Genomic DNA, 20,166 nt, shown 5'->3' with positions numbered 1-20,166 from the left:
CACCCCTGACCCGGTCAAGACCATACCTTCAGCCCGGCCCGTCAGGATAGGTCGCCGCATGGGCCTGCGTCCAGATCACGCAACGCCGCGGCGCCGCGGTCACCGCCCGCAGGCGGATCGCATAGAAACCGAAACGCCGCCGCTTCTGGTCCGGCTCCAGCCGCCCCAGAAGGCGCACACTGGCCAGCTCGCCGCACAGATGCTCCAGCGCCGACCAGCGCCAGCGCTCGCGCAAGGCTGTCTCGTCCACCACCAGCAAGAGCTCGTCCTTGCCCGCCCGTCGACGCAGGGCCGGCAGATCCAGCTGCCACAAGGCCAATTGCGGCGCCCGCCCATGATACCTGTTCAGCGGGCTGTCCAACACATAGACCGGCAACTGCCCCGCCAGCGAAAAATCCAGCTCGGCGCCCAGAATGAAATTGTCGGCCACCAGCAGCTGCCCCGGCCGACGCAACTGCACCGCCTTGGCCGCACTCTCCCGCCAGCCGGTGAACTGCATCGGGAAGAGCTTGCCCCAGCGCCCGGCCTGCGGCAGCGGTGACAGCGAGGCGGCCCACAGCAGGCCCAGGCCCGCAAGCGTCGCCAGCCAGCCCAGCCACCAGCTGGCACCCCAGATCATGCGCACGCCACCGCCATGCCGCCGCTCCGCCCACAATACCGGCAGCACCGCCAGCAACGGCAGATAGCCGGGCAAGGGCCAATGCAGCCGGAAGCGCGCATCATCCGCAAACAGTCCCCCCACGGCATAGCCCAGCCACAGGACCACGGTATGGATGGCCAGCACCTGCCAGACCCAGCCCTCTCGACGCCGGCACCAGACTTTCCAAGCCGCCCAGGCCAGCAGGCCATAGAGCAAGGGGGTGCACACCCCCGCCTGCTCCAGAGGCTGGACCAGGGTATCGGCATGAAAGTGCCAGGGATTGCGCTGCCAGAGCTGAAAGGCCAGGCCGGCACCATGCGTGCGCAAATTCGATATCAGCAGCGGCATCAGGCCGACAGCCGCCAGCCCGAAGGCCAGCCAGGCCCCTGGCTGGCGCCACCAGCCACGCCCCCGGGGCGTGGCCAGAATCAGCCACAAACCGGTCAGGACCAGCGGTGCCGCGCGATAGTGCGTGGCGCAGGCCGCCGCCAGACTCAGCCCCAGGCCCAGCCAGGCCAGCAGGGACGAATCTTCACGCAGCCGACACAAGGCACAGATGGCGGCGAGCATCGCCACCGTCAGCGGCACATCCGGCAAGGCCAGCACGCCAAGGCTGGAGGCCAGGGGCAAGGCCAGACACCACAGCGCGGCCTGCCAGCCCTGCACCGGCCCCGCCAGCCGCAAGGCCAGATCACGGACCAGCCAGGGCAGCAGTGATCCCAGCAGCAGGAAGGGCGCGCGCATCGCCAGCACGCCGTGCCCACCCAGGCGCTCGCCCAGAGCGATCAGCCATGCCGTCATGCCCGGCAAATCGCTGTAACCCCAGTCGAGGTGGCGGCTTTCCTGCCAGTAGAAGGCCTCGTCCGAGAACGGGGCCAGGCGGGAAGCCACCGCCAATTTGATCGCCAGCGTCCCCAGATAGACCAGCCAGAAACAGGCTCGCCAGCATCGCGCGGCTCTGGCTACACTGCCTTCATCTTTCGTGGACGCCGCCATCGGCGCCGTCGTCAGCCCCGGATCAATCATGCGCGTGACCGCAACACCGTTGGACAAAGTACTCGCTCGACATCTTTCCGCTGCGATCGCCCATGTCGATCAGGTGGTATTGGGGAAGCCCCGTCAGGTCAGGCTGGCCTTTGCCTGCCTGCTGTCGGGCGGACATCTGCTGATCGAGGATGTGCCCGGCGTCGGCAAGACCACCCTGGTCCACGCTCTGGCCGACACTCTGGCCCTGGACTTTCGCAGGATCCAGTTCACCAGTGACATGCTGCCTTCGGATATTACCGGAATCAGCATCTACGCGCGTGACCAGCAGCGTTTTCAGTTCCATCCCGGCCCGGTGTTCTGTCAATTGCTGCTGGCCGACGAGATCAACCGCGCCAGTCCGCGCACCCAGAGCGCCCTGCTGGAAGCCATGGCCGAACATCAGGTCACAGTGGACGGCGCCAGCATGACCTTGCCCGAGCCCTTCCACGTCATCGCCACCCAGAACCCGATGGATGGCGATGGCGCCCATGCCCTGCCGGATTCCCAGCTGGATCGCTTCCTGTTCCGGATCAGCATGGGCTACCCCGATCCTGCCGCCGAACGGGCCTTGCTCACCGGCCATGGCGGTCGGCGCACGGCACAGCCAGCCCCGGCCAGCCTGGATCCCGACCGGCTGCGACAGCTGTCCGCCCATGCCGCCGGCCTGCTCGCCAGTCCGGCACTGATCGACTACATCCAGGCCTTGCTGGCCGCCAGCCGTCAGCGGGACGATCTGCGCACCGGCCTTTCCCCGCGGGCCGGACTCGCCTTGCTGGCCGGCAGCCGCGCCTGGGCCTTGCTGGCCGGCCGCGACCATGTGCTGCCCGAAGATGTCCAGGCCGTATTCCCGGCGATCGCCTCCCACCGCCTGATATCGCTCCTCGGCGTGAAGGGTACGGAAATTGCCGGGCAACTGCTTGCCGACGTCGCCATCCCCTGATGACGATCCAACCACCCGCCCCGGACCGACGATGGCCCGTCCGGCGACAGGACCGGACCCCGCTGCGGCTGGATCGCCGCCGCATCTACATCGTCCCCAGCCGGGCCGGAATGGGCTGGGCCGCCCTGCTGGCCACCATGTTCTTCGGTGCACTGAACTACATGAACAATGCCGCCTTGCTGCTGACCTGCGAACTGGCCACCAGCATGGCCTTGACCATGGTGCTCAGCTTCCGCAACCTGTACTGGCTGGAACTGCAATCCGTCAGCTGTCGTCAGGCCGTAGCGGGCGAACCGGCCATGCTGCAGGTGCAACTGGCCAGCTCCGGCCGGCGCCGCCACCGCTTGCAACTGGATGCCGGCCTGCAGCCCTCGGCCTGGTTCGGACTGGCGGCAAACCTCCGGCCCGAGCCGATCAGCCTGCCCGTGCGGTTCCCGAGTCGCGGCTGGCACGCCTTGCCGCCCCTGCAGTTGCGGACCCGCTGGCCACTGGGCCTGTTCACCGCCTGGGCACGCCTCCGCCTGACCGAAAAGATCCTGGTCTGGCCGGCGGCGGAACCGGCCGGCCCGCCATTGCCCATGCAGGCACAGCACCTTCAGCCAAGCCTGCCGCAACACCGGCCGACCCACAGTCCCGACATGCTGCGCAAATACAGGCCCGGCGATCCGCCGACCCATATCGCCTGGAAATTGCTGGCCCGCAGCGGCGAGTGGCATGCCAAGACCTCGCCGGCCAGCCACCCTCCTGACCAGCTTGCGCTGCACTGGAGCCTGACCGAAGGCCTGCCGCATGAGGCGCGCATTGCCCGGCTGGCCCACTGGCTGCACCAGGCCCGACAGAGCGGGCTGGCCTACAGCCTGGAGCTGCCGACACTCAACCTGCCGGCCGGCCGCGATGACCGCCACTATGCCAGCTGCATGAATGCGCTGGCCTGCCTGCCATGAGAACCGCCAGCCCGCCAAGGACCACGGAGTCACCTGGCCTGCCCAGCCTGCAATGGGCCTGGATCAGTGTCGGCCTGGCACTGGCACTTCAGGCCACCCAGCTGCCGCTGTGGTATGGATTGGGGCTCCTGGCGGCAGGCATGTACCCCGCCCTGACCTGCCGACGATACGCGCCGGCCCTGCCGTCGCGACCGATACGCCTGCTCGGCCTGCTGGCCGTGCTCTCCGCCGTCGGACTAGCCTTTCCCGGCCAATGGCTGAGCCGGGAGGCGGGCACGGCGCTGGCGACCGGCCTGCTGCTGCTGAAAGCCCTGGAGGCCAAACAGCGGCGTGACCTGCAGGTCACTGCCGGCTTTGCCTGTTTCGTGATCATGACGAGCTTGCTGGCCCGCCAGAGCCTGGTGATCACGGCCCTGGCCGCCGCCAGCCTGATGGCTCCGCTCGCCTGCATCCACAGCCTGCAGGACGACGACCCGCCCAGTGGCGGCCTGGTCCGACAGGCCCGCCTGATCGCAAGCCTGCTGGCCCTGGCCCTGCCCCTGACGGCATGCGCCTTTCTGCTGGTGCCCAGGCTGAGCAGCCCGCTTTGGGGCAGTACCGGCGGCGAAACCGACCGCAGCGGACTAGACAGCCACCTCTCCGCCGCCGATTTCAGCCAGATCCTGAACGATGACAGCCCGGCCTTGCGGGTCAGTTTTCCACAGGGACCGCCGGCCGAGCGCGAGCGCTATTTCCGGGCCTACGTGCTGTGGCGATTCAACGGCAGAGACTGGAGCAGCGTACCGCCACCCGCCCCTGGCCCGAGATATCAGGCCGCCGCAACGGGCGAGCGACGAGCCTACGACGTGATCATGGAAGCGGATGGCGGGCATCATCTCCCCGCCCTGGACTGGCCCGGCACGCCGCCTGCAGGCACCGGCCAATGGCTGGACACCGACGGCATCGTGCATCGTCGGGACGCCGTGGAAGCCACCATCCGCTATCGCCTGGACGCCCTGACCTCACCTCCCTCAAGCCAGGGCCCGCTGGATCCGGCCAGCCGGCGGGCCGGCCTGCAATGGCCTGCAGGCGCCGCCCCCGAAACCCTGGCCCTGGGGCGCCGATGGCAGGCTGCAGGCCTGAGCGACATGGCCATCGTGACCCGGGCCATGCAGATGTTCCGCCAGCAGGGATTCAGCTACACCCTGGCACCACCGACACCGGCAGGCGATCCGACCGACGGCTTCCTGTTCGGGAGTCGTCGCGGGTATTGCGTGCATTACGCCTCGGCCTTCGTCCTGCTGATGCGGGCTGCCGGACTGCCGGCCCGGGTGGTCAGCGGCTACCAGGGCGGCTATTGGAATCGCGAGGGCCGCTATCTGCTGATCCGTCATTCCGATGCCCATGCCTGGGCCGAAGTCTGGATCGCCGAGCGTCATGCCTGGATCCGCTTCGACCCCACCGCCATGGCCAGTCCCGAACGCGTCAGCCAGGGCGCTCTCGCCGCGAGCGGTGACGGCACGAGCTGGATCCGCCACAGCTGGCTGCTGACACTGGAAAATCACTGGGATCTGGTCAACCAGATATGGGACCGGTCCGTTATCGGATTTGACCAGGCTCGGCAGACCCACCTGCTGAGCCCATCAAACCGAGGTAGCCAGTGGCGACATATCGACATACGACTGGGCTTGCTGCTGATCATGATCGCCATGGCGGTACTTGCGGTATGCTGGGCGCAGCGAACCACTTCGTCCATCGATCCCCTGCTGACAGCCTGGCGGCAGCTGACCCGCCACCTCGCCAGGCACGGTCTGCCGATTCGCACCGGTGAAGGTCCGCATGACTATCTGGAGCGGGCGACCCGGGCTTTTCCAGCCAGACGCAAGGAGATTGAAAGACTGCGGACGCTATATCTTCTGGCGCGGTATGCCGAATCCCGCCCCGGACCTGACCGGATCCGCCGCTTGCAACGGGCGGTGAGGAATTTTCGGCGGGGAAAACTGTCTGAGCACCCGTAGAAAGGTGTTGCAGCTTATCTGGAGACTCTCTCATGTCCATGTACAGAACCCTGGCAGTGACAGTGGCCACCGCAGCACTGGCTGCGTGCGCCTCGGTTCCCAAGCCATTGAAGGGCACTTTCGCACCGGTATCGGCGGTCACGGCGCAGCAGGGCGGCTCCGATGGCAACACCGTGCGCTGGGGCGGCTCGATCATCAAGACCGAACCGGGCCCGCAGGAAACCTGCTTCTACGTGCTGGCCCGTCCGCTGAACGACGAGGCCCGCCCCGAGTCCACCGGCCAGAACGATACCCAGGGGCGCTTCGTGGCCTGCCACAGCGGCTTCTATGATCCGGAAGTCTTCGCTCGCGGCCGCGAGATCACGGTGACCGGCGTGCTGCACGGCGCCGTCACCCAGAAGGTCGGCGAATACCAGTACCCCTATCCGCGGGTCGAGGCCAGCGTGGTCTACCTGTGGCCCAAGTACAACGCCAGTTACTATTACAACACCGGCTACTACGATCCTTGGTGGGGCTGGGGTGGTGGCCCCTGGGGTCCGTGGGGCGGCTGGGGCGGCGGCTGGGGTGGTTGGGGCGGCTGGGGTGGCGGCTGGGGCGGTCCCGTCTTCATTCGCGGCGGCGGCGGCTTCCGTGGCGGCGGCTTCCATGGTGGCGGTCACGGCGGTCGCCGCTGATACATCGCGGCCTCGCGGCATGCGCGGCCGCGCCGGGGGCACTGCTCCCCGACACAGCCGTGAAATGCTCCTCCTCGTCACCGGCAAGGGGGAGCATCCACGAAAAAGCCAGCCCGCGGGCTGGCTTTTTCATGTCTTCGCTACGGAACGGCGCCGAGTCAGCCCGGCGGCCACAGCATCGGACGACCGGCCAGCAGGTGTACATGCAGGTGAAAGACCGTCTGGCCCCCATGCTCGTTGCAGTTGATCACGGTGCGATAACCACCCTCGGCAAATCCCTCCCGCTTGGCATAGTCGGCCGCCGCCAGCAGCAACTTGCCCAGCAGAACCGCGTCGCCCGGGGCGGCATCATTCAAGGTCGCGATCGGCTGCCTGGGAATGAACAGCACGTGGACCGGCGCCTGTGGATGGATATCACGGAAGGCCAGCACATCCTCGTCCTCGTAGACGATATCGGCCGGAATTTCGCGACGGATGATTTTGGCGAACAGCGTATCGCCCATGACCCACTCCCTTGAAAGAATCGTGATGAACCGCGAGCAACCCTGACAGCAGCCGGCCGCAGCGGCTCACGCAGAATACCGCGCCAGGCGACCGCCGCAAGTCCACCTTCGGCACGGGCCAGCTAATCCGCCGATTGACGTCCGCCAAAAGCATGAGCCAAGGTCCCGCGGTCCACAAACTCCAGCTCCCCTCCCAAGGGAACACCATGAGCCAGCCGACTGGCGCGAATACCGCCGGCCCGTGCCAGCTGGGCCAGATAATGCGCCGTGGCCTCACCCTCGACCGTGGGATTGGTAGCAATGATCAGCTCCTCGACCTCGCCCTCGGCCAAACGCTGAGTCAGGCGATCCAGCCCCAGCTCGGCCGGCCCCATGCCATCCAGAGGCGACAAGCGCCCGAGCAGCACGAAATAGCAACCACGGTAACCCGTCGCCTGCTCGATCGCCGCCAGCTCCACCGGTGACTCCACCACGCACAGCAGATGCCGGTCGCGCCCTGGATTGCCACAGATGCCGCAGACCGGGGTTTCACTGAAGGTGCGGCATTGACTGCAATGGCCGATCCGCTGCAAGGCTTCGGTCATGACCGAGGCCAGTTTCAAGCCGCGCCCGCGCTCCCGCTGCAATAGCTGATAAGCCATCCGCTGGGCACTTTTCTGCCCGACACCCGGCAGGCAGCGCAAGGCATCCACCAGCTCGGCCAGCAAGGGCGAGCCGTTCATGCCCGCCCCTTGCCGATCCGGCCGCAGCCACATCCCTGCCCGCAGCGAAGCACCGGCATCAGAACGGCAACTTGAAGCCGGGCGGCAGATTCAGGCCCTGGGTGACGCTGCCCATCCGCTCCTTGCTGGTCTGGGCCACCTTGTTGACCGCATCGTTGATGGCGGCAGCCACCAGATCCTCGGCCATTTCCGGATCCTCGGCGAACATGGCCCGGTCAATCTGCACCTTGCGCACTTCGTGCGTCCCCGACATGGTGATGCTGACCAGGCCGCCGCCAGCCTGACCGGTCACTTCGACCCGCGCCAGCTCGTCCTGCGCTTTCTTCATATCATCCTGCATGCGCTGTGCCTGCTGCATCAGCTGGCCAAGTTGCCCTTTCAACACGGTATTGCTCCAATCAAAGATATGAGGGTGTTCTGATCAAGCCCGCTCAGGGCTCGATCGCCCGAATCGACTGCGGCACCACCCGGGCGCCGAAATCGCGTTTCAAGGCCTGGACCAGAGGGTCGGCCTCGATCGAGGCTTCCGCCGATCGCTGTGCGTTGTCCCGCTGCAGGGCGGCACGTGCCGCCGGCGTATCGGCCGAACCGCCAAGCCGGTCTTCCACGAAACGCAGCCGTACAGGCCGCCCCATGGCGACCCCGATCCGATCTTCCATCTGGCTGATCATCGGCTCGACGGCCAGATGCATATGGGCCGACTGCAGCACCAGCACCAGCACGTTGCCCTCGCGCTCGCGCAAGGCGCAGTTCTGCGCCAGCTGACCCAGCGGTCCGCGCAGTCCGGCCGCCTCGATCAGACGCCCCCAGTCCGGCAAGGCGCCATCATCGGCAAAGGCCGGCGTCGCCGGCATCGGGGACCTCGACGGCGCTGCTGCCACTGCCGGCAACGATGCCTCGGGCGCCGCCGCACGGGGCGTATTGACAGTTGCCCGCGGCGGCGGCGCAGGCGCAGGCGCAGGGCCGCGCGTGGCCGATGGCCGAGCGGCTGGCGGCGGTGCACTGCCGGAGGCTGGCGCATCAGGCCGGAAAGCCAGCATGCGCAGCAAGGTCATTTCGAAACCGGCCCGCACGTCGGGCGCCATGGTCAGCTCACGCCGCCCCTGGATCACGATCTGGTAATAGAGCTGGACATCTTCCGGAGACAGGCCCTCGGCCAGAGCTGCCAGCGCCGGCAGCTCGTCCTCGCCGCCATGACCAGGCACCAGCTGGCGCAGCTGGACCTGATGCAGCAAGCCGGCAAGATCATCCAGCACCCCGCCGAAATCCGGCGAGAAAGAGGCGATCCGATCCGCCTCCCGCAGCAGCGCCACACCATCTCCGGCGGCAATCGCCTCAAGCACACCGACTACCTGGCTGCGCTCGACACTGCCCAGCATGGCCCGCACATCACTGGCCTGGACCTGGCCGCCACCATAGGCAATGGCCTGATCCAGCAGGGACAGCCCGTCACGCAGGGAGCCATCGGCAGCCCGCGCCAGCTCGGTCAGCGCCGCCTCTTCGCAGTCAATCGATTCGGCGCCGAGAATAAAGCGCATCTGATCGGAAATCTGCCCGGGCAGCAGCCGCTTGAGATTGAACTTCAGACAGCGCGACAGCACCGTGACCGGCAATTTCTGCGGATCGGTGGTAGCCAGCAGGAATTTTACATGCGGCGGCGGCTCTTCCAGCGTTTTCAGCAAGGCATTGAAGGCCGGCTTGGACAGCATGTGCACTTCGTCGATCAGATACACCTTGAAGCGGCCACGCGTCGGCGCGTACTGGGCGTTCTCGATCACCTCCCGGACATCGTCCACGCCGGTATTGCTGGCAGCATCGATCTCCAGCAGATCCACAAAGCGACCGGCATCCACCGCGGTGCACACACTGCATACGCCACAGGGATCGGCCGATTCGCCGCGCTCGCAGTTCAGCGACTTGGCAAAAATGCGGGCAATCGTGGTCTTGCCGACACCCCGGGTGCCCGTAAACAGATAGGCATGATGCATGCGACCGCTTTCCAGCGCATGGGTCAGCGCCCGCACGACATGCTCCTGACCGACCAGCTCGGCGAACTTTCGTGGGCGCCACTTACGAGCGAGAACCTGATATGACATGCACTACTACCTTGGGGCAGACCCTGATTGTGCCAAGTCTGCCGGCGCAAGTCAGCACGGCGCAGGGTCGCTGCGACTGCAAACTTTTCGAGCGCCCAAAAGGCGGCGACCCTGCCAGCCACACCCCGGCACCCGAATCATCTGCTACCGTTGCTCCCTTCCGGGCCTGGCGGAGTTTACAGACTATCGTCGCGGGGGGACCGACAGGGTCACCATAGAGACGTGGTCATTGCAGGCCCCGCAGGGCCGGCATCGACGTTTCGTTTACTGGCGGAGAGAGAGGGATTCGAACCCTCGATACGGGATAAACCGTATACACACTTTCCAGGCGTGCTCCTTCAACCACTCGGACACCTCTCCGAGCAAACGAACTCTTGCGCAAAGGCTTGCTGCCCTGCGAAGAAGGGAGATCATAGCGGGACTCTTCACATCAGGCAAGCGCTTCCTGCCATCAACCTGCATTTTCTTCACATGTCAGCGGCGGGGAGAGCCGGAAGACCTCGCCCGGCCCGGCCACGCGATAGCCTTCGGCCGCCATCGCCTTGCCATCGGCCGCGCTGCCATAGTGATAAAGCCAGAGCCGCTGGCGCAGCTCACCCGGGTATTCCCGCACCAGATCGTCCAGCCCGGTATGCGAGGGATTGCCGACCCGTCCGCAATCATGGGCCACCGGCTCGCCGGTTTCGGCATACAGCGCCAGCTGCTCGGGAATCGGCCGCGTATCGCCGGTAAATACCAGACTGCCCGGAAGCCGCAGACCGAAGGAGGTTCCGGGACGATGATGGCGCGTCGCGAAAACCTCGAACCACTGCCCTTCCAGCCAGAACCCGCGACTGCAGGGCGTCAGCCTGAACGCGTCCCAGTAATTGACGCCCCCTTCGGCCAGCACGCCTGGATAGTCGGCGATGCGTGACTGCAGCCATGGCACCAGGGCGGCGTGGGTGAACAGCTTCACCTCGCCCCGGTGATCGGCGCCGGCACCGAACCAGGTCTGGAAAAACAGGCGCTCCATGCCCGCGACGTGATCCATATGGACATGAGTCAGATACAGGGCGCGGGGTGATTCGCCGTAGGTCGCGCGATAACGATCCAGGGCATCGGGTCCGCAGTCGATCAGCAGCAGCGGACGGCCATCGCGCTCGATCACCGCCGAGGCCGAGCCCAGCTCCACGGCATGGGCCGCTCCGGTGCCCAGAAAGCGCAGCGTCCATTCCATCAGGGCATCTCCCGTGCGTAACCGTCCTGCAAGGCCGACCATAGCGTGTCCCAGCCGGCGGGCTGACCTTCGGCACCGCCCAGTTTCAGCAGCGAGCGCCGCAGCCGCTGCAGATTCGCCACCTGCCAGCGCTGATCCGGCGCCCGTCTCCGGCCGCGATCAAAGTCGATCAGATACAGACGATGCCCGCTTTGCAGAATATTGTGGGCATTGAGGTCGGCATGCCAGACCCCGACACGGTGGAAATGCGCGATGGTCGCGCCTACCGCACGGGCCAGACCGGCATCGAATTCGCCGGCCAGCACATATTCGGCCACGGTGCGGGCTTGCGGCAGCTCGGCCGTGACCAGATCGGCCCGATAGATCAGACCGTGCCGCCGATAGCGGGCTGCCACCGGCGCGGCCACCGGCAGACCCGCATCCGCCAGTTCGACCAGCAACCTGAATTCGCGGAAGCAGCGCGTCCGCTCCGCCCCACGCCAGACATAGCTGTCCTTCAGCCACCGCGCCATCAGGCCTCCGCGCCGATAATGGCGCACGACCCAAGGCTCGCCAAGCGGCGCGACCAATCCTACCGCGCCACGACCGCCGACCAGGCGATGGCTGGCAATCGGCCCCGGCGGGTCGGCCAGCCACTCATCGATGAATCCTGCGGCGCGTTGCGCATCGTACAAGGCCGCAACATCGCCATGCTGCTGCCGTTTCACCTCGATCATGACTTGAGCTGCGGCTGTTTTATGATAAGGCTCCGATTCTAGCTCAAGCCCCATGTCCGCTCCTGATTCGATCTGCCTGCTCCGCACTTCCGCCCTGGGCGACGTCACTCATGTCGTGCCACTGGTACGCACCCTGCAGGCCGCCTGGCCGCAGACCCGGCTGAGCTGGGTCATCGGCAAGCTCGAACAGCAGCTGGTCGGCGATCTGCCCGGTATCGAGTTCATCCGTTTCGACAAGTCCCGGGGCCGGGCGGCCTTTGCCGATGTCCGCCAGGCTGTGGCGGGGCGCCGTTTCGACGTGCTGCTGCAGATGCAGGTCGCCCTGCGCTCGAATCTGCTGAGTCTGCTGCTGCCGGCCCGGCGGCGTATCGGCTACGACCGCGCACGATCCCGTGACGGCCATGGGCTGGTGATCCGCGAGCGGATTCCGGACCGCAACGGCGAGCATGTACTGGACGCCATCGGCAGCTTCTGCGAACCGCTGGGCCTGCATCAGGAGACTGTCCGCTGGGACCTGCCGATTCCCGATGAAGCCCTGGCCTGGGCGGCCGATCAATGGCGGGCCGACGCCCCGGTGCTGATGATCAGCCCTGGATCAAGTCATGCCCTGCGCAATTGGCTGCCGGAGCGCTATGCGGCGGTCGCCGATCACGCCACGGGCCGGGGCTGGCAGGTGGTACTGACCGGCGGCCGCAGTGCCGCCGAACGGCAACTTGCCGATGCGATCATCCACCACAGTCGCCGCCCCTTGCTCGACCTGACCGGCAAGGACACACTCAAGAAGGCACTGGCGATGCTGCAACGAGCGGATCTGCTGCTGACCCCGGACTCAGGTCCGATGCACATGGCCAACGCCGTGGGCACCCGGGTGCTGGGACTGCATGCCGCCAGCAATCCCGACCGCTCCGGTCCCTACTCGGACCGGCGCTGGTGCGTGAACCGCTATGATCAGGCGGCCCGCCGCTTCCTGGATCGTCCCGCCGCCGAACTGGCCTGGGGCACCAAGATCGAGAAGCCTGGCGTGATGGCGCTGATCAGTATCGACGATGTCCTTGAACGATTCGAGGCCGCCGCCGCCGACCGCGGCCTGGCCTGATCCCTCATTCTGTCCCGCAAAGGTTGCCCATGCGTCAGCTCTATCCCGAAATCGAGCCCTATCACAGCTTCCAGCTGCCGGTGGATGACATCCACTGCCTGTATGTCGAGGAATGCGGCAATCCTGACGGACTGCCGGTGATCTTTCTGCACGGTGGTCCGGGGGCAGGTCTGGCCCCCTACCACCGTCAGTTCTTTGATCCGGAACGTTATCGTATCGTGCTGTTCGATCAGCGTGGTGCCGGTCGCTCCACCCCGCATGCCGAATTGCGCGAAAACACCACCTGGCACCTGGTCGCCGACATGGAGCGGATTCGTGATCGACTGGGCATCGAGCAGTGGCTGGTGTTCGGCGGCTCGTGGGGCTCGACCCTTGGTCTGGCCTATGCCCAGACCCATCCCGAACGCGTCAGCGGCCTGATTCTGCGCGGCATCTTCCTGTGCCGGCCAGAGGAGATCCGCTGGTTCTACGAGGAAGGCGGTGCCTCCTGGATCCTTGCCGACAAGTGGAAACCCTATGCCGACGCGATCCCCGTCGAGGAACGCGGCGAGATGATGGAGGCCTACTGGCGGCGCCTGACCTCGGATGATGCCGCGACCCGGCTGGCCGCGGCACGTGCCTGGGGCACCTGGGAAGGCGGCAGCCTGACGCTGGCCGAAGATCCCGCGATGGTGGCCGGCTTTGCCTCGCCGCAAGTCGCCTTGAGCCTGGCCCGGATCGAGGCCAGCTTTTTCCGCCAGCACGGCTTTTTCAAGCCCGGCCAGCTGCTCGATGACGTCGATCGGATCCGGCATATTCCAGCCTGGCTGATCCATGGCCGCTACGACATCATCTGTCCGGTAAAAAACGCCTTCGATCTGGCCGAGGTCTGGCCGGAGGCCAGCCTGGAAGTGGTGCTGGCCGGCCATGCCGCCAGCGAGCCGGCCATTGTCGATGCCCTGATCCGGGCCACCGACGCACATGCCGATCAGCTGACCGCCACTGCGGGCTGAAGGAGCCCCGGTCGCCGCCCGGTCTGGGCCGGGCGCGACCGGATTTGTGCCCGCCGCTGCCGGCAGCATGCCGAATTGCGCACAAGCACTGAAATACTTTGCAGATCCGTTGATGGCCGCCTATTGTCGGCCACTCCGGACCCACTCCGGGCTCCGCCGTTTACCGTTGAGCCGCCCATGCCAGTACCCTCTGACACCTCCGGCCCTGCGCCATTGACCCGACCCGGCAGCATCCTGGTCATCGGCGCCGGCATCATCGGCCGCTGCTGTGCCCTGCAGCTGGCCCGCCAGGGGCATGCCATCACCTTGCTGGACGATGATACCGGTCTGCAGGCCCCGTCCTGGGGCAATGCCGGTCATATCGCCATCGAACAGACCTCGCCGCTGGCCTCCCCGACCCATGTGCGACAGGCCTGGTCCCGCTGGTACCGCCGTGGCGGGCCGATGGATATCCGCCGTCCCTGGTCCATTGCACCGTGGCTGGGCCGTTTTCTGCGCGCCTCGCGTGCCGACACCCATGCCCGCGGCCAGGCCGTGCTGCGCGCCATGCTGGCCGAGGCGATGCCGGCCTGGCAGCGCCTGGACGCCCTGCTTCCAGGGTCGCCGCAGATACTTCCGCACGGCCATCTTGTCGTCTGGGAAAGTGCGGCATCCGCTGCCGCCGGATACGGTCACTGGCAACAGGCCGATACCGGTGAAGCCCGGTTGCGGGCGCTGTCGGCCCAGGAACAGATGGAGCTGGCGCGCCATGTCGGTGCTGCCGGATCCGGCCTGCAAGGCATCGGCTTCGCCGGCAGTGCCCAGATCCGCGATCCCGTTCAATTGGCTGCCGCCCTGGATGCTGCGCTGGCCAGCCACGGAGTCCGGCGCGCCAACACGCACGTGCAGAGCCTGGTGCACCGCGGCTCGCACACCGTGGCCATGACCGCCGATGGCGAGCAGCCGCGCCATGACCGCATTTTGGTCTGTGCCGGAGTACGCGCGGCACCGCTGCTGGCCGGCCTGGGTGAAACCGTGCCGCTGGTCGCCGAACGTGGCTACCATCTGCAGTGGAGCCAGCACCACTGGCCGGAAGCATTGCCGCCGGTCGTGTTCGAGGATCGTTCCGTGATCCTGACCCGCTTCGACAGCGGACTGCGCCTGGCCGGATTCGTCGAATTCGCACCTCGCGACACCCCGCCCGATCCTGGCAAATGGCAGCGCCTTGCCATGCATGCCAAGGCGCTCGGCCTGCCGGTGCGGGGTGAGCCCCGGGCCTGGACGGGCGCGCGCCCCACACTGCCGGACTATCTGCCCGCATTGGGCCATGCCAGCCGGGCACCGGACGTGCTCTATGCCATCGGCCACCAGCACCTGGGCCTGACTCTGGCAGCCACCACCGCCGAACTGGTCGGCCGCCAGCTGCAAGGCCAGGCCCTGCCCGACTGGCTGCCCGCACTCGCACTATCGCGCTTCAAGCCCGCCTGATTGATCAGGATTATGCTCAATTCCGCACCTGCCCGGAGCATTCACGTCTAGCCCCCGGAAGACTCCGGGGGTGAGCATGGGGACTGCATCGCGCGTCATGCCGGACATTCCGGCACCGGCGGCCACAACGCATTGCCCGAGGGGGGCCCATGCCATTCAAATCCATCGCCATCGCGCTGGCCTGTGCCTGCGCCTGTCTGTCACCCGCCCTGCTGGCCTCGCAGACCGCATCGGACCAGGTACGGCAGCTCGGCCAACTGCTGAATGAAGAATGGCAATACCAGCTGCAGGAAAGCCCGGAACTTGCCACAACCATCGGCGATGACCGCTACAACGACCGATGGACCGACTATGCTCCGGCGCATGTGGTGGCCTCCCAGACGCGTATCAGGAATTTCCTGCAGCGATTCCAGGCGCTGGATCTGAGCCAGGCCGACGAGCAGTCGCAACTGAGTCGCGCCATGATGGTCCGGCAGCTGAAGGACCAGCTGGAATCGATCCGTCTGAAAAACTATGAAATGCCGCTGGATCAGGTCGCCGGTGCCCAGTTGATGATTCCCGGCTTCGTGGCCACCATTCCCTTCGACTCGGTCAAGCACTATCAGGACTATATCGCCCGCCTGCACGGCATCCCGAAGATTCTCTCCGATCTGACCGAGGCCTCCAGACTGGGCCTGAAAGACCACCTGATCCAGCCACGCTATCTGCTTGAGAAGGTGGCCGGACAATTGCAGCAGATCGCCGATCCGGCCGGTCTGGCCAATGTTTTCGGCCAGCCGGCCGCCAGCTTTCCCGCCACCATCTCCGGCCCCGAGCAGGCCCGCTTGCGGCAGGCCATCGTCGCCGCAGTCAATGACGAGGTACGCCCGGCCTTCGCGCAGATGGCCGAGTTCGTGCGCAAGGACTACGCGCCCCACGGACGCAGCCAGGAAGGCATCTGGTCACTGCCTGACGGTGCCGAGCGCTATCGTTTCGCCATCCACACCCAGACCACCACGGAGCTGAGTCCCGCCGAAATCCATCGGATCGGGCTGCAGCATGTGGCCAGCATCGAAGCGGAAATGAGCCGTGTCGCGACTCAGTTGGGCTACAAGAACCTGGCGGCACTGCGCAAGGCGGTGGCCTCGGATCCGCGGTTTTTCGCCACTTCGCGCGAACAGATTCTGGACAGCTATCGCCACTATGTCGCCGGTATCCTGCCTCACCTTCCACAATACTTTGGTCATCTGCCGAAGACCGAGCTGAAGGTGCAGGCAGTGGAGGCCTATCGGGAAAAGGATGCAGCCGATGCCGAATATCATCAGGGTACGCCGGACGGTTCGCGGCCCGGCGTGATTTTTGTAGACACCGCCGACTACGGCAAGCGCAGCCTGTACGTGATCGAGGACACGGCCTACCACGAAGGCGTGCCCGGTCACCACTTGCAGATATCCATCGCCCAGGCCCTGCCCTTGCCGCCGTTCCGCCAGCAGGCCGCCTACAACGCCTATATCGAGGGCTGGGCCCTGTATGCCGAAGGTCTGGCCCGGGAAATGGGGTTCTACAAGGATCCCTACAATTACTACGGCTATCTGAACGGACAGCTGCTGCGGGCTGACCGACTGGTACTGGATACCGGCGTGCATGCGCTGCACTGGAATCGCCAGCAGATGATCGATTTCTTCGAAGCCCATCCGGCCGAAGACGAACCCAGCATCCAGGCAGAAACCGACCGCTATATCGCCTGGCCGGGTCAGGCTCTGGGCTACATGATCGGCGAACTGCGCATCCAGCAACTGCGCCTGCATGCCGAGAAGGTACTGGGCAAGCATTTCGATATCCGCGCCTTCCATGACGAAATCCTGGACGGTGGTGCCATGCCGCTGGACATGCTGGATGCGCGCATCGGGCACTGGATCGACAGCCGCAAATCCGCAATCACCGGAGCCGCCTCATGAAGCATCATCTGCGCACCTTGGGCGGCGCCCTCAGCCTGCTTGTGATGGCGGCAACCGCAACGGCGGCCACTTCATTGCCGACAGCGACCAGTCAGACAGCCAGCCAGCAGTTCCGGCAGCTCTACACTCGGGAATGGACCTGGCGGCAGACCCAGCTGGGCGGAGCTGACGAGGACCATCCCGACCAGCAGTCCGGCCATCTTCCGGATGTCAGCGCCCAGGCACAGGCGCGACGCGAAGCCTATTGGACACAGATATTGCAAAAACTGGACGCGATCAAGCCCGTCCAGCTGCAAGGCGAAGACAAGGTCAACTATGCCGTCTACCGCCAGCAGATCGAAGTCTTGCTGAGCGACCAGCGGGCCCGCACCTGGGAGATGCCCTTCAACAGCGACACCGCCTTCTGGAGCGACCTTGGCTTCTCGGCGCGCGCCCACTTCAACTCGCTGCAGGACTACCGAAGCTATCTGCAGATGCTGCGCGAGGTGCCCCGCTACTTCAGGCAGCAGACGGCCAATATGCGGCTCGGCCTCGCGCGGGGCTTCAGCCAGCCGCAGGAAATTCTCAAGGGGCGTGATCAGGACATCGCCCAGGTGGCCGACACGCCGCTGCCGGCCAACCTGCTGTACACCCCGTTCCGCAACCTGCCTGCGGATATGCCCTCCGAACAGCAGGCCGCCTTGCGCAAGGCGGCCGAACAGGTCATTGGCGCTCAGGTGATTCCGGCCTATCAGCAACTGCTGCACTTCTTCCGCAGCGAATATATCCCGCATGCCCGGCATACCCTGGCGGCCGAAGATCTGCCTGACGGCAAGGCTTTCTACCGCTCACAGATTCTGGAATACACCACCCTGGACATGAGCCCGGATGCCATCCATGCCCTGGGCCTGCGCGAAATGGCCAGCATCCACCAGCAGATGCTGGATACCATCAAGCAGACCGGATTCAAGGGCAGCTTCGCGCAGTTCCTGCAATTTCTGCGCACGGATCCGCGCTTCTATGCCAAGACCCCGGATGAACTGCTGAAAGATGCGTCCTGGATCGCAAAACAGGTGGATGGCAAGATCGGCCAATATATCGGACGCCTGCCGCGTGAGCGCTTCGGCATCATACCGGTACCTGCCGATCTCGCCCCCATCTATACCGGAGGACGTGGCGGCCCTGGCGTGTATATGGTCAACACCTACAATCTGCCCGCCCGCCCTCTTTACTCGTTGCCGGCCCTGACTCTGCATGAGTCATCTCCCGGCCATGCCTTGCAGATGCCGCTGGCCGCCGAACGTCAGGGTCTTCCCGATTTCCGGCGCTACAGCTATATCTCGGCTTATGGTGAGGGCTGGGCCCTTTACTGCGAATATCTCGGCGTCGAGATGGGGATGTACCAGAGCCCTTACGACCGCTTCGGCTATCTGAGCTATCAGGCATGGCGGGCCGCCCGCCTGGTGGTCGATACCGGCCTGCATCATCTGCACTGGAGCCGCGAACAGGCCAGAGCCTATCTGCGCGCCAATACCGCACTGGCCGAGCACGAGATCGATACCGAAGTCGACCGCTATGTCGCCTGGCCTGGTCAGGCGCTGTCCTACTATCTGGGCGAGCTGGCCATCCGCCATGATCGTCAACGTGCCGCACAGGCGCTGGGCGCCCGTTTCGACATTCGCGCCTTCCACGACGCCGTACTGGCCACCGGCTCGGTTCCGCTGCCGGTACTCGATCAGCAGATTGATGCCTTTATTGCCGATGGCGGCCGCTCGCCCTATGCCGATCCGGCCTCCACGGTGGCCCCATGAGCGCGCTGGCGGCGCTGGTCCGGCGCAAATCGGTAGACACCCTCAGGCGCGAAGCGGGCCAGAAGCAGCAGCTGTCACGGGTTCTCGGTCTGTGGCAGCTTACCGCCATCGGATTGGGCGGTATCATCGGCGTCGGCATCTTCGTGCTGACCGGTGTGGTCGCCGCCCATCAGGCCGGGCCTGCGGTGGTGCTGTCCTTTCTGATGGCTGGCATCGCCAGTGCCGCCGCGGCACTTTGCTATGCCGAATTTTCCGGACTGATTCCGGTCACCGGCAGCGCCTATACCTATGCCTATGCGGTACTGGGCGAACTGCCCGGCTGGATCATCGGCTGGGATCTGCTGCTGGAATACGCACTGATTGCCGCGGTGGTGGCGGCCGGCTGGTCCGGCTATGTGCAAAGCCTTGGCGCCGCCGTCGGCCTGCACCTGCCCCTCTGGGCACAAGGTCCGCATGGCAGCGGCGCCGGCCATTGGGTAGATCTGCCCGCAATGCTGATCAGCCTGCTGATGACCACGCTGCTGGCCACCCGCATGGAATGGGGAGCACGCTTCAATGGGTTGATCGTCAGCATCAAGATCCTGGCCGCGCTGCTTGTCGTGATTGCCGGGGTCCGATACGTGAATCCCGCGCTCTGGCATCCCTTTATGCCTTTCGGCTTCAACGGCGTCGTCGCCGGTGCCGCCGTGGTGTTCTTCGGCGTCTTCGGTTACGACATGCTGACCACCGCGGCGGAGGAAGCCAGGAACCCGGAGCGCGACCTGCCGCGCGCCGTGGTGCTGTCGCTGGCGTTGGCGCTGGTGCTCTATTTTGCGATCTGCATGGTGCTCACCGGCATGGTGCCCTATACGTCGCTGGGCGTGCCTGCACCGGTCGCCTACGCCTTCTCGGCGGTTGGCGAACCCAAGGTGATGATCGCCATTTCCATTGCCTCGGTCTGCGGCCTGACCAGCGTGATTTTCGCCAATCTGCTGGCCGGGTCGCGCATCGGTTTTGCCCTGGGCCGTGACGGACTGCTGCCGCAATGGTTTGCACGCATTCACCCGCGGCAGCATACCCCGCAACATTCCACCTGGCTGCTGGGCCTGATCACCACCGTCGCCGCAGGCTGCTTCCCGCTGGACGAACTGGCCAAGATGGTGAATATCGGCGTGCTGTCGGCCTTTATCGTGATCTGTGCCGCCGTCATCGTGCTGCGTCACCGGCAACCGGATCTGCAACGTCCGTTCCGCACGCCCTGGGTGCCGCTGATCCCCTTGGTCGGCATCGGCTTTTCACTGTGGCTGATTCTCAGCCTGCCAGGCATCACCTTTGTCCGCTTCGCCGTCTGGATGGTGCTGGGTGGATTGACCTACTTCAAGTACGGTCGCCGCCACAGCCACCTCAATGCCAACTCGTCCTGAATCCGGA

The 20,166-nt window shown here is 65.7% G+C and carries 17 protein-coding genes, 1 tRNA gene and 1 other RNA gene; 10 read left to right on the top strand and 9 right to left on the bottom strand.

Annotated features, from left to right (window positions below):
• Positions 1–28: 28 nt before the first annotated feature.
• Positions 29–1,666, bottom strand: coding sequence for an ArnT family glycosyltransferase (locus tag FRAAU_RS06880; protein ID WP_156803365.1), 1,638 nt, complete (start codon positions 1,664–1,666; stop codon positions 29–31).
• On the opposite strand from FRAAU_RS06880, the gene FRAAU_RS06875 reads away from it, so the two are divergent.
• From FRAAU_RS06875 to FRAAU_RS06860, 4 genes are read left to right on the top strand one after another with little or no spacing between them, the layout of a single operon-like run.
• The gene (locus tag FRAAU_RS06875) at positions 1,665–2,606 is read left to right on the top strand and encodes an AAA family ATPase (protein WP_014402825.1); all 942 of its coding nucleotides are present in this window, start codon (positions 1,665–1,667) and stop codon (positions 2,604–2,606) included. The genes FRAAU_RS06880 and FRAAU_RS06875 overlap by 2 nt on opposite strands.
• Positions 2,606–3,550 carry a DUF58 domain-containing protein gene (locus FRAAU_RS06870; RefSeq protein ID WP_014402824.1) on the top strand — a complete coding sequence of 315 codons (945 nt, stop codon included), beginning with the start codon at positions 2,606–2,608 and terminating at the stop codon, positions 3,548–3,550. The genes FRAAU_RS06875 and FRAAU_RS06870 overlap by 1 nt, the downstream gene beginning before the upstream one ends.
• Positions 3,547–5,547 (top strand): transglutaminase TgpA family protein, encoded by a 2,001-nt coding sequence (locus FRAAU_RS06865; RefSeq protein ID WP_014402823.1) that lies wholly within the window; start codon positions 3,547–3,549, stop codon positions 5,545–5,547. The genes FRAAU_RS06870 and FRAAU_RS06865 overlap by 4 nt, the downstream gene beginning before the upstream one ends.
• 32 nt (positions 5,548–5,579) lie before the next feature.
• Positions 5,580–6,221: a Slp family lipoprotein gene (locus tag FRAAU_RS06860; protein WP_014402822.1), complete on the top strand. Its 642-nt coding sequence runs from the start codon at positions 5,580–5,582 to the stop codon at positions 6,219–6,221.
• Positions 6,222–6,379: 158 nt separating this feature from the next.
• On the opposite strand, the gene FRAAU_RS06855 is transcribed toward FRAAU_RS06860, so the two are convergent.
• The 8 genes from FRAAU_RS06855 to FRAAU_RS06825 form a co-directional block, all read right to left on the bottom strand.
• On the bottom strand, positions 6,380–6,724 hold the full coding sequence (locus FRAAU_RS06855) for a histidine triad nucleotide-binding protein (RefSeq protein ID WP_014402821.1): 345 nt from the start codon (positions 6,722–6,724) through the stop codon (positions 6,380–6,382).
• A gap of 122 nt (positions 6,725–6,846) precedes the next feature.
• Complete coding sequence (gene recR, locus FRAAU_RS06850; RefSeq protein ID WP_014402820.1) at positions 6,847–7,446, bottom strand: recombination mediator RecR; 600 nt, start codon at positions 7,444–7,446, stop codon at positions 6,847–6,849.
• 58 nt (positions 7,447–7,504) lie between these two features.
• On the bottom strand, positions 7,505–7,828 hold the full coding sequence (locus tag FRAAU_RS06845; RefSeq protein WP_083841135.1) for a YbaB/EbfC family nucleoid-associated protein: 324 nt from the start codon (positions 7,826–7,828) through the stop codon (positions 7,505–7,507).
• Between the two features lie 49 nt (positions 7,829–7,877).
• Positions 7,878–9,542 (bottom strand): DNA polymerase III subunit gamma/tau, encoded by a 1,665-nt coding sequence (gene dnaX / locus FRAAU_RS06840; RefSeq protein ID WP_014402818.1) that lies wholly within the window; start codon positions 9,540–9,542, stop codon positions 7,878–7,880.
• Positions 9,543–9,651: 109 nt separating this feature from the next.
• Positions 9,652–9,748: signal recognition particle sRNA small type (ffs, locus tag FRAAU_RS16715), an RNA gene on the bottom strand.
• A gap of 62 nt (positions 9,749–9,810) precedes the next feature.
• A tRNA-Ser gene (locus tag FRAAU_RS06835) sits at positions 9,811–9,902 on the bottom strand.
• A gap of 91 nt (positions 9,903–9,993) precedes the next feature.
• Positions 9,994–10,758, bottom strand: a complete 765-nt coding sequence (locus FRAAU_RS06830) for an MBL fold metallo-hydrolase (protein ID WP_014402817.1) — start codon at positions 10,756–10,758, stop codon at positions 9,994–9,996.
• Complete coding sequence (locus FRAAU_RS06825) at positions 10,758–11,474, bottom strand: 3-deoxy-D-manno-octulosonic acid kinase (RefSeq protein ID WP_014402816.1); 717 nt, start codon at positions 11,472–11,474, stop codon at positions 10,758–10,760. The genes FRAAU_RS06830 and FRAAU_RS06825 overlap by 1 nt, the downstream gene beginning before the upstream one ends.
• 52 nt (positions 11,475–11,526) lie before the next feature.
• Between FRAAU_RS06825 and FRAAU_RS06820 the strand changes: the two genes are divergently transcribed.
• The 6 genes from FRAAU_RS06820 (at position 11,527) to FRAAU_RS06795 (ending at position 20,159) form a co-directional block, all read left to right on the top strand.
• On the top strand, positions 11,527–12,570 hold the full coding sequence (locus FRAAU_RS06820; RefSeq protein WP_014402815.1) for a glycosyltransferase family 9 protein: 1,044 nt from the start codon (positions 11,527–11,529) through the stop codon (positions 12,568–12,570).
• Positions 12,571–12,599: 29 nt separating this feature from the next.
• On the top strand, positions 12,600–13,562 hold the full coding sequence (pip, locus tag FRAAU_RS06815) for a prolyl aminopeptidase (protein ID WP_014402814.1): 963 nt from the start codon (positions 12,600–12,602) through the stop codon (positions 13,560–13,562).
• A gap of 177 nt (positions 13,563–13,739) precedes the next feature.
• Positions 13,740–15,029: an NAD(P)/FAD-dependent oxidoreductase gene (locus FRAAU_RS06810; RefSeq protein WP_014402813.1), complete on the top strand. Its 1,290-nt coding sequence runs from the start codon at positions 13,740–13,742 to the stop codon at positions 15,027–15,029.
• A gap of 149 nt (positions 15,030–15,178) precedes the next feature.
• The gene (locus tag FRAAU_RS06805) at positions 15,179–16,966 is read left to right on the top strand and encodes a DUF885 domain-containing protein (protein WP_014402812.1); all 1,788 of its coding nucleotides are present in this window, start codon (positions 15,179–15,181) and stop codon (positions 16,964–16,966) included.
• Complete coding sequence (locus FRAAU_RS06800; RefSeq protein WP_014402811.1) at positions 16,963–18,756, top strand: DUF885 domain-containing protein; 1,794 nt, start codon at positions 16,963–16,965, stop codon at positions 18,754–18,756. The genes FRAAU_RS06805 and FRAAU_RS06800 overlap by 4 nt, the downstream gene beginning before the upstream one ends.
• Positions 18,753–20,159 carry an amino acid permease gene (locus FRAAU_RS06795; protein WP_014402810.1) on the top strand — a complete coding sequence of 469 codons (1,407 nt, stop codon included), beginning with the start codon at positions 18,753–18,755 and terminating at the stop codon, positions 20,157–20,159. The genes FRAAU_RS06800 and FRAAU_RS06795 overlap by 4 nt, the downstream gene beginning before the upstream one ends.
• Positions 20,160–20,166 lie beyond the last annotated feature (7 nt).

Origin of the sequence: Frateuria aurantia DSM 6220 (assembly GCF_000242255.2) — a bacterium.
GTDB classification, from domain to species: domain Bacteria; phylum Pseudomonadota; class Gammaproteobacteria; order Xanthomonadales; family Rhodanobacteraceae; genus Frateuria; species Frateuria aurantia.
The sequence above is the reverse complement of the archived record's forward strand: the minus strand, read 5'-3'. Positions and strand labels throughout refer to the sequence as shown.

What these genes read in the sequence shown, in the direction of transcription:
- FRAAU_RS06810 (WP_014402813.1), top strand. Translation starts at nt 13,740, where the DNA reads ATGCCAGTACCCTCTGACACCTCCGGCCCTGCGCCATTGACCCGACCC.
- dnaX (WP_014402818.1), bottom strand. Translation starts at nt 9,542, where the DNA reads ATGTCATATCAGGTTCTCGCTCGTAAGTGGCGCCCACGAAAGTTCGCC.
- FRAAU_RS06830 (WP_014402817.1), bottom strand. Translation starts at nt 10,758, where the DNA reads ATGGAATGGACGCTGCGCTTTCTGGGCACCGGAGCGGCCCATGCCGTG.
- FRAAU_RS06820 (WP_014402815.1), top strand. Translation starts at nt 11,527, where the DNA reads ATGTCCGCTCCTGATTCGATCTGCCTGCTCCGCACTTCCGCCCTGGGC.
- FRAAU_RS06855 (WP_014402821.1), bottom strand. Translation starts at nt 6,724, where the DNA reads ATGGGCGATACGCTGTTCGCCAAAATCATCCGTCGCGAAATTCCGGCC.
- FRAAU_RS06795 (WP_014402810.1), top strand. Translation starts at nt 18,753, where the DNA reads ATGAGCGCGCTGGCGGCGCTGGTCCGGCGCAAATCGGTAGACACCCTC.
- FRAAU_RS06825 (WP_014402816.1), bottom strand. Translation starts at nt 11,474, where the DNA reads ATGATCGAGGTGAAACGGCAGCAGCATGGCGATGTTGCGGCCTTGTAC.
- FRAAU_RS06805 (WP_014402812.1), top strand. Translation starts at nt 15,179, where the DNA reads ATGCCATTCAAATCCATCGCCATCGCGCTGGCCTGTGCCTGCGCCTGT.
- FRAAU_RS06870 (WP_014402824.1), top strand. Translation starts at nt 2,606, where the DNA reads ATGACGATCCAACCACCCGCCCCGGACCGACGATGGCCCGTCCGGCGA.
- FRAAU_RS06800 (WP_014402811.1), top strand. Translation starts at nt 16,963, where the DNA reads ATGAAGCATCATCTGCGCACCTTGGGCGGCGCCCTCAGCCTGCTTGTG.
- pip (WP_014402814.1), top strand. Translation starts at nt 12,600, where the DNA reads ATGCGTCAGCTCTATCCCGAAATCGAGCCCTATCACAGCTTCCAGCTG.
- FRAAU_RS06865 (WP_014402823.1), top strand. Translation starts at nt 3,547, where the DNA reads ATGAGAACCGCCAGCCCGCCAAGGACCACGGAGTCACCTGGCCTGCCC.
- FRAAU_RS06880 (WP_156803365.1), bottom strand. Translation starts at nt 1,666, where the DNA reads ATGATTGATCCGGGGCTGACGACGGCGCCGATGGCGGCGTCCACGAAA.
- FRAAU_RS06860 (WP_014402822.1), top strand. Translation starts at nt 5,580, where the DNA reads ATGTCCATGTACAGAACCCTGGCAGTGACAGTGGCCACCGCAGCACTG.
- recR (WP_014402820.1), bottom strand. Translation starts at nt 7,446, where the DNA reads ATGAACGGCTCGCCCTTGCTGGCCGAGCTGGTGGATGCCTTGCGCTGC.
- FRAAU_RS06875 (WP_014402825.1), top strand. Translation starts at nt 1,665, where the DNA reads ATGCGCGTGACCGCAACACCGTTGGACAAAGTACTCGCTCGACATCTT.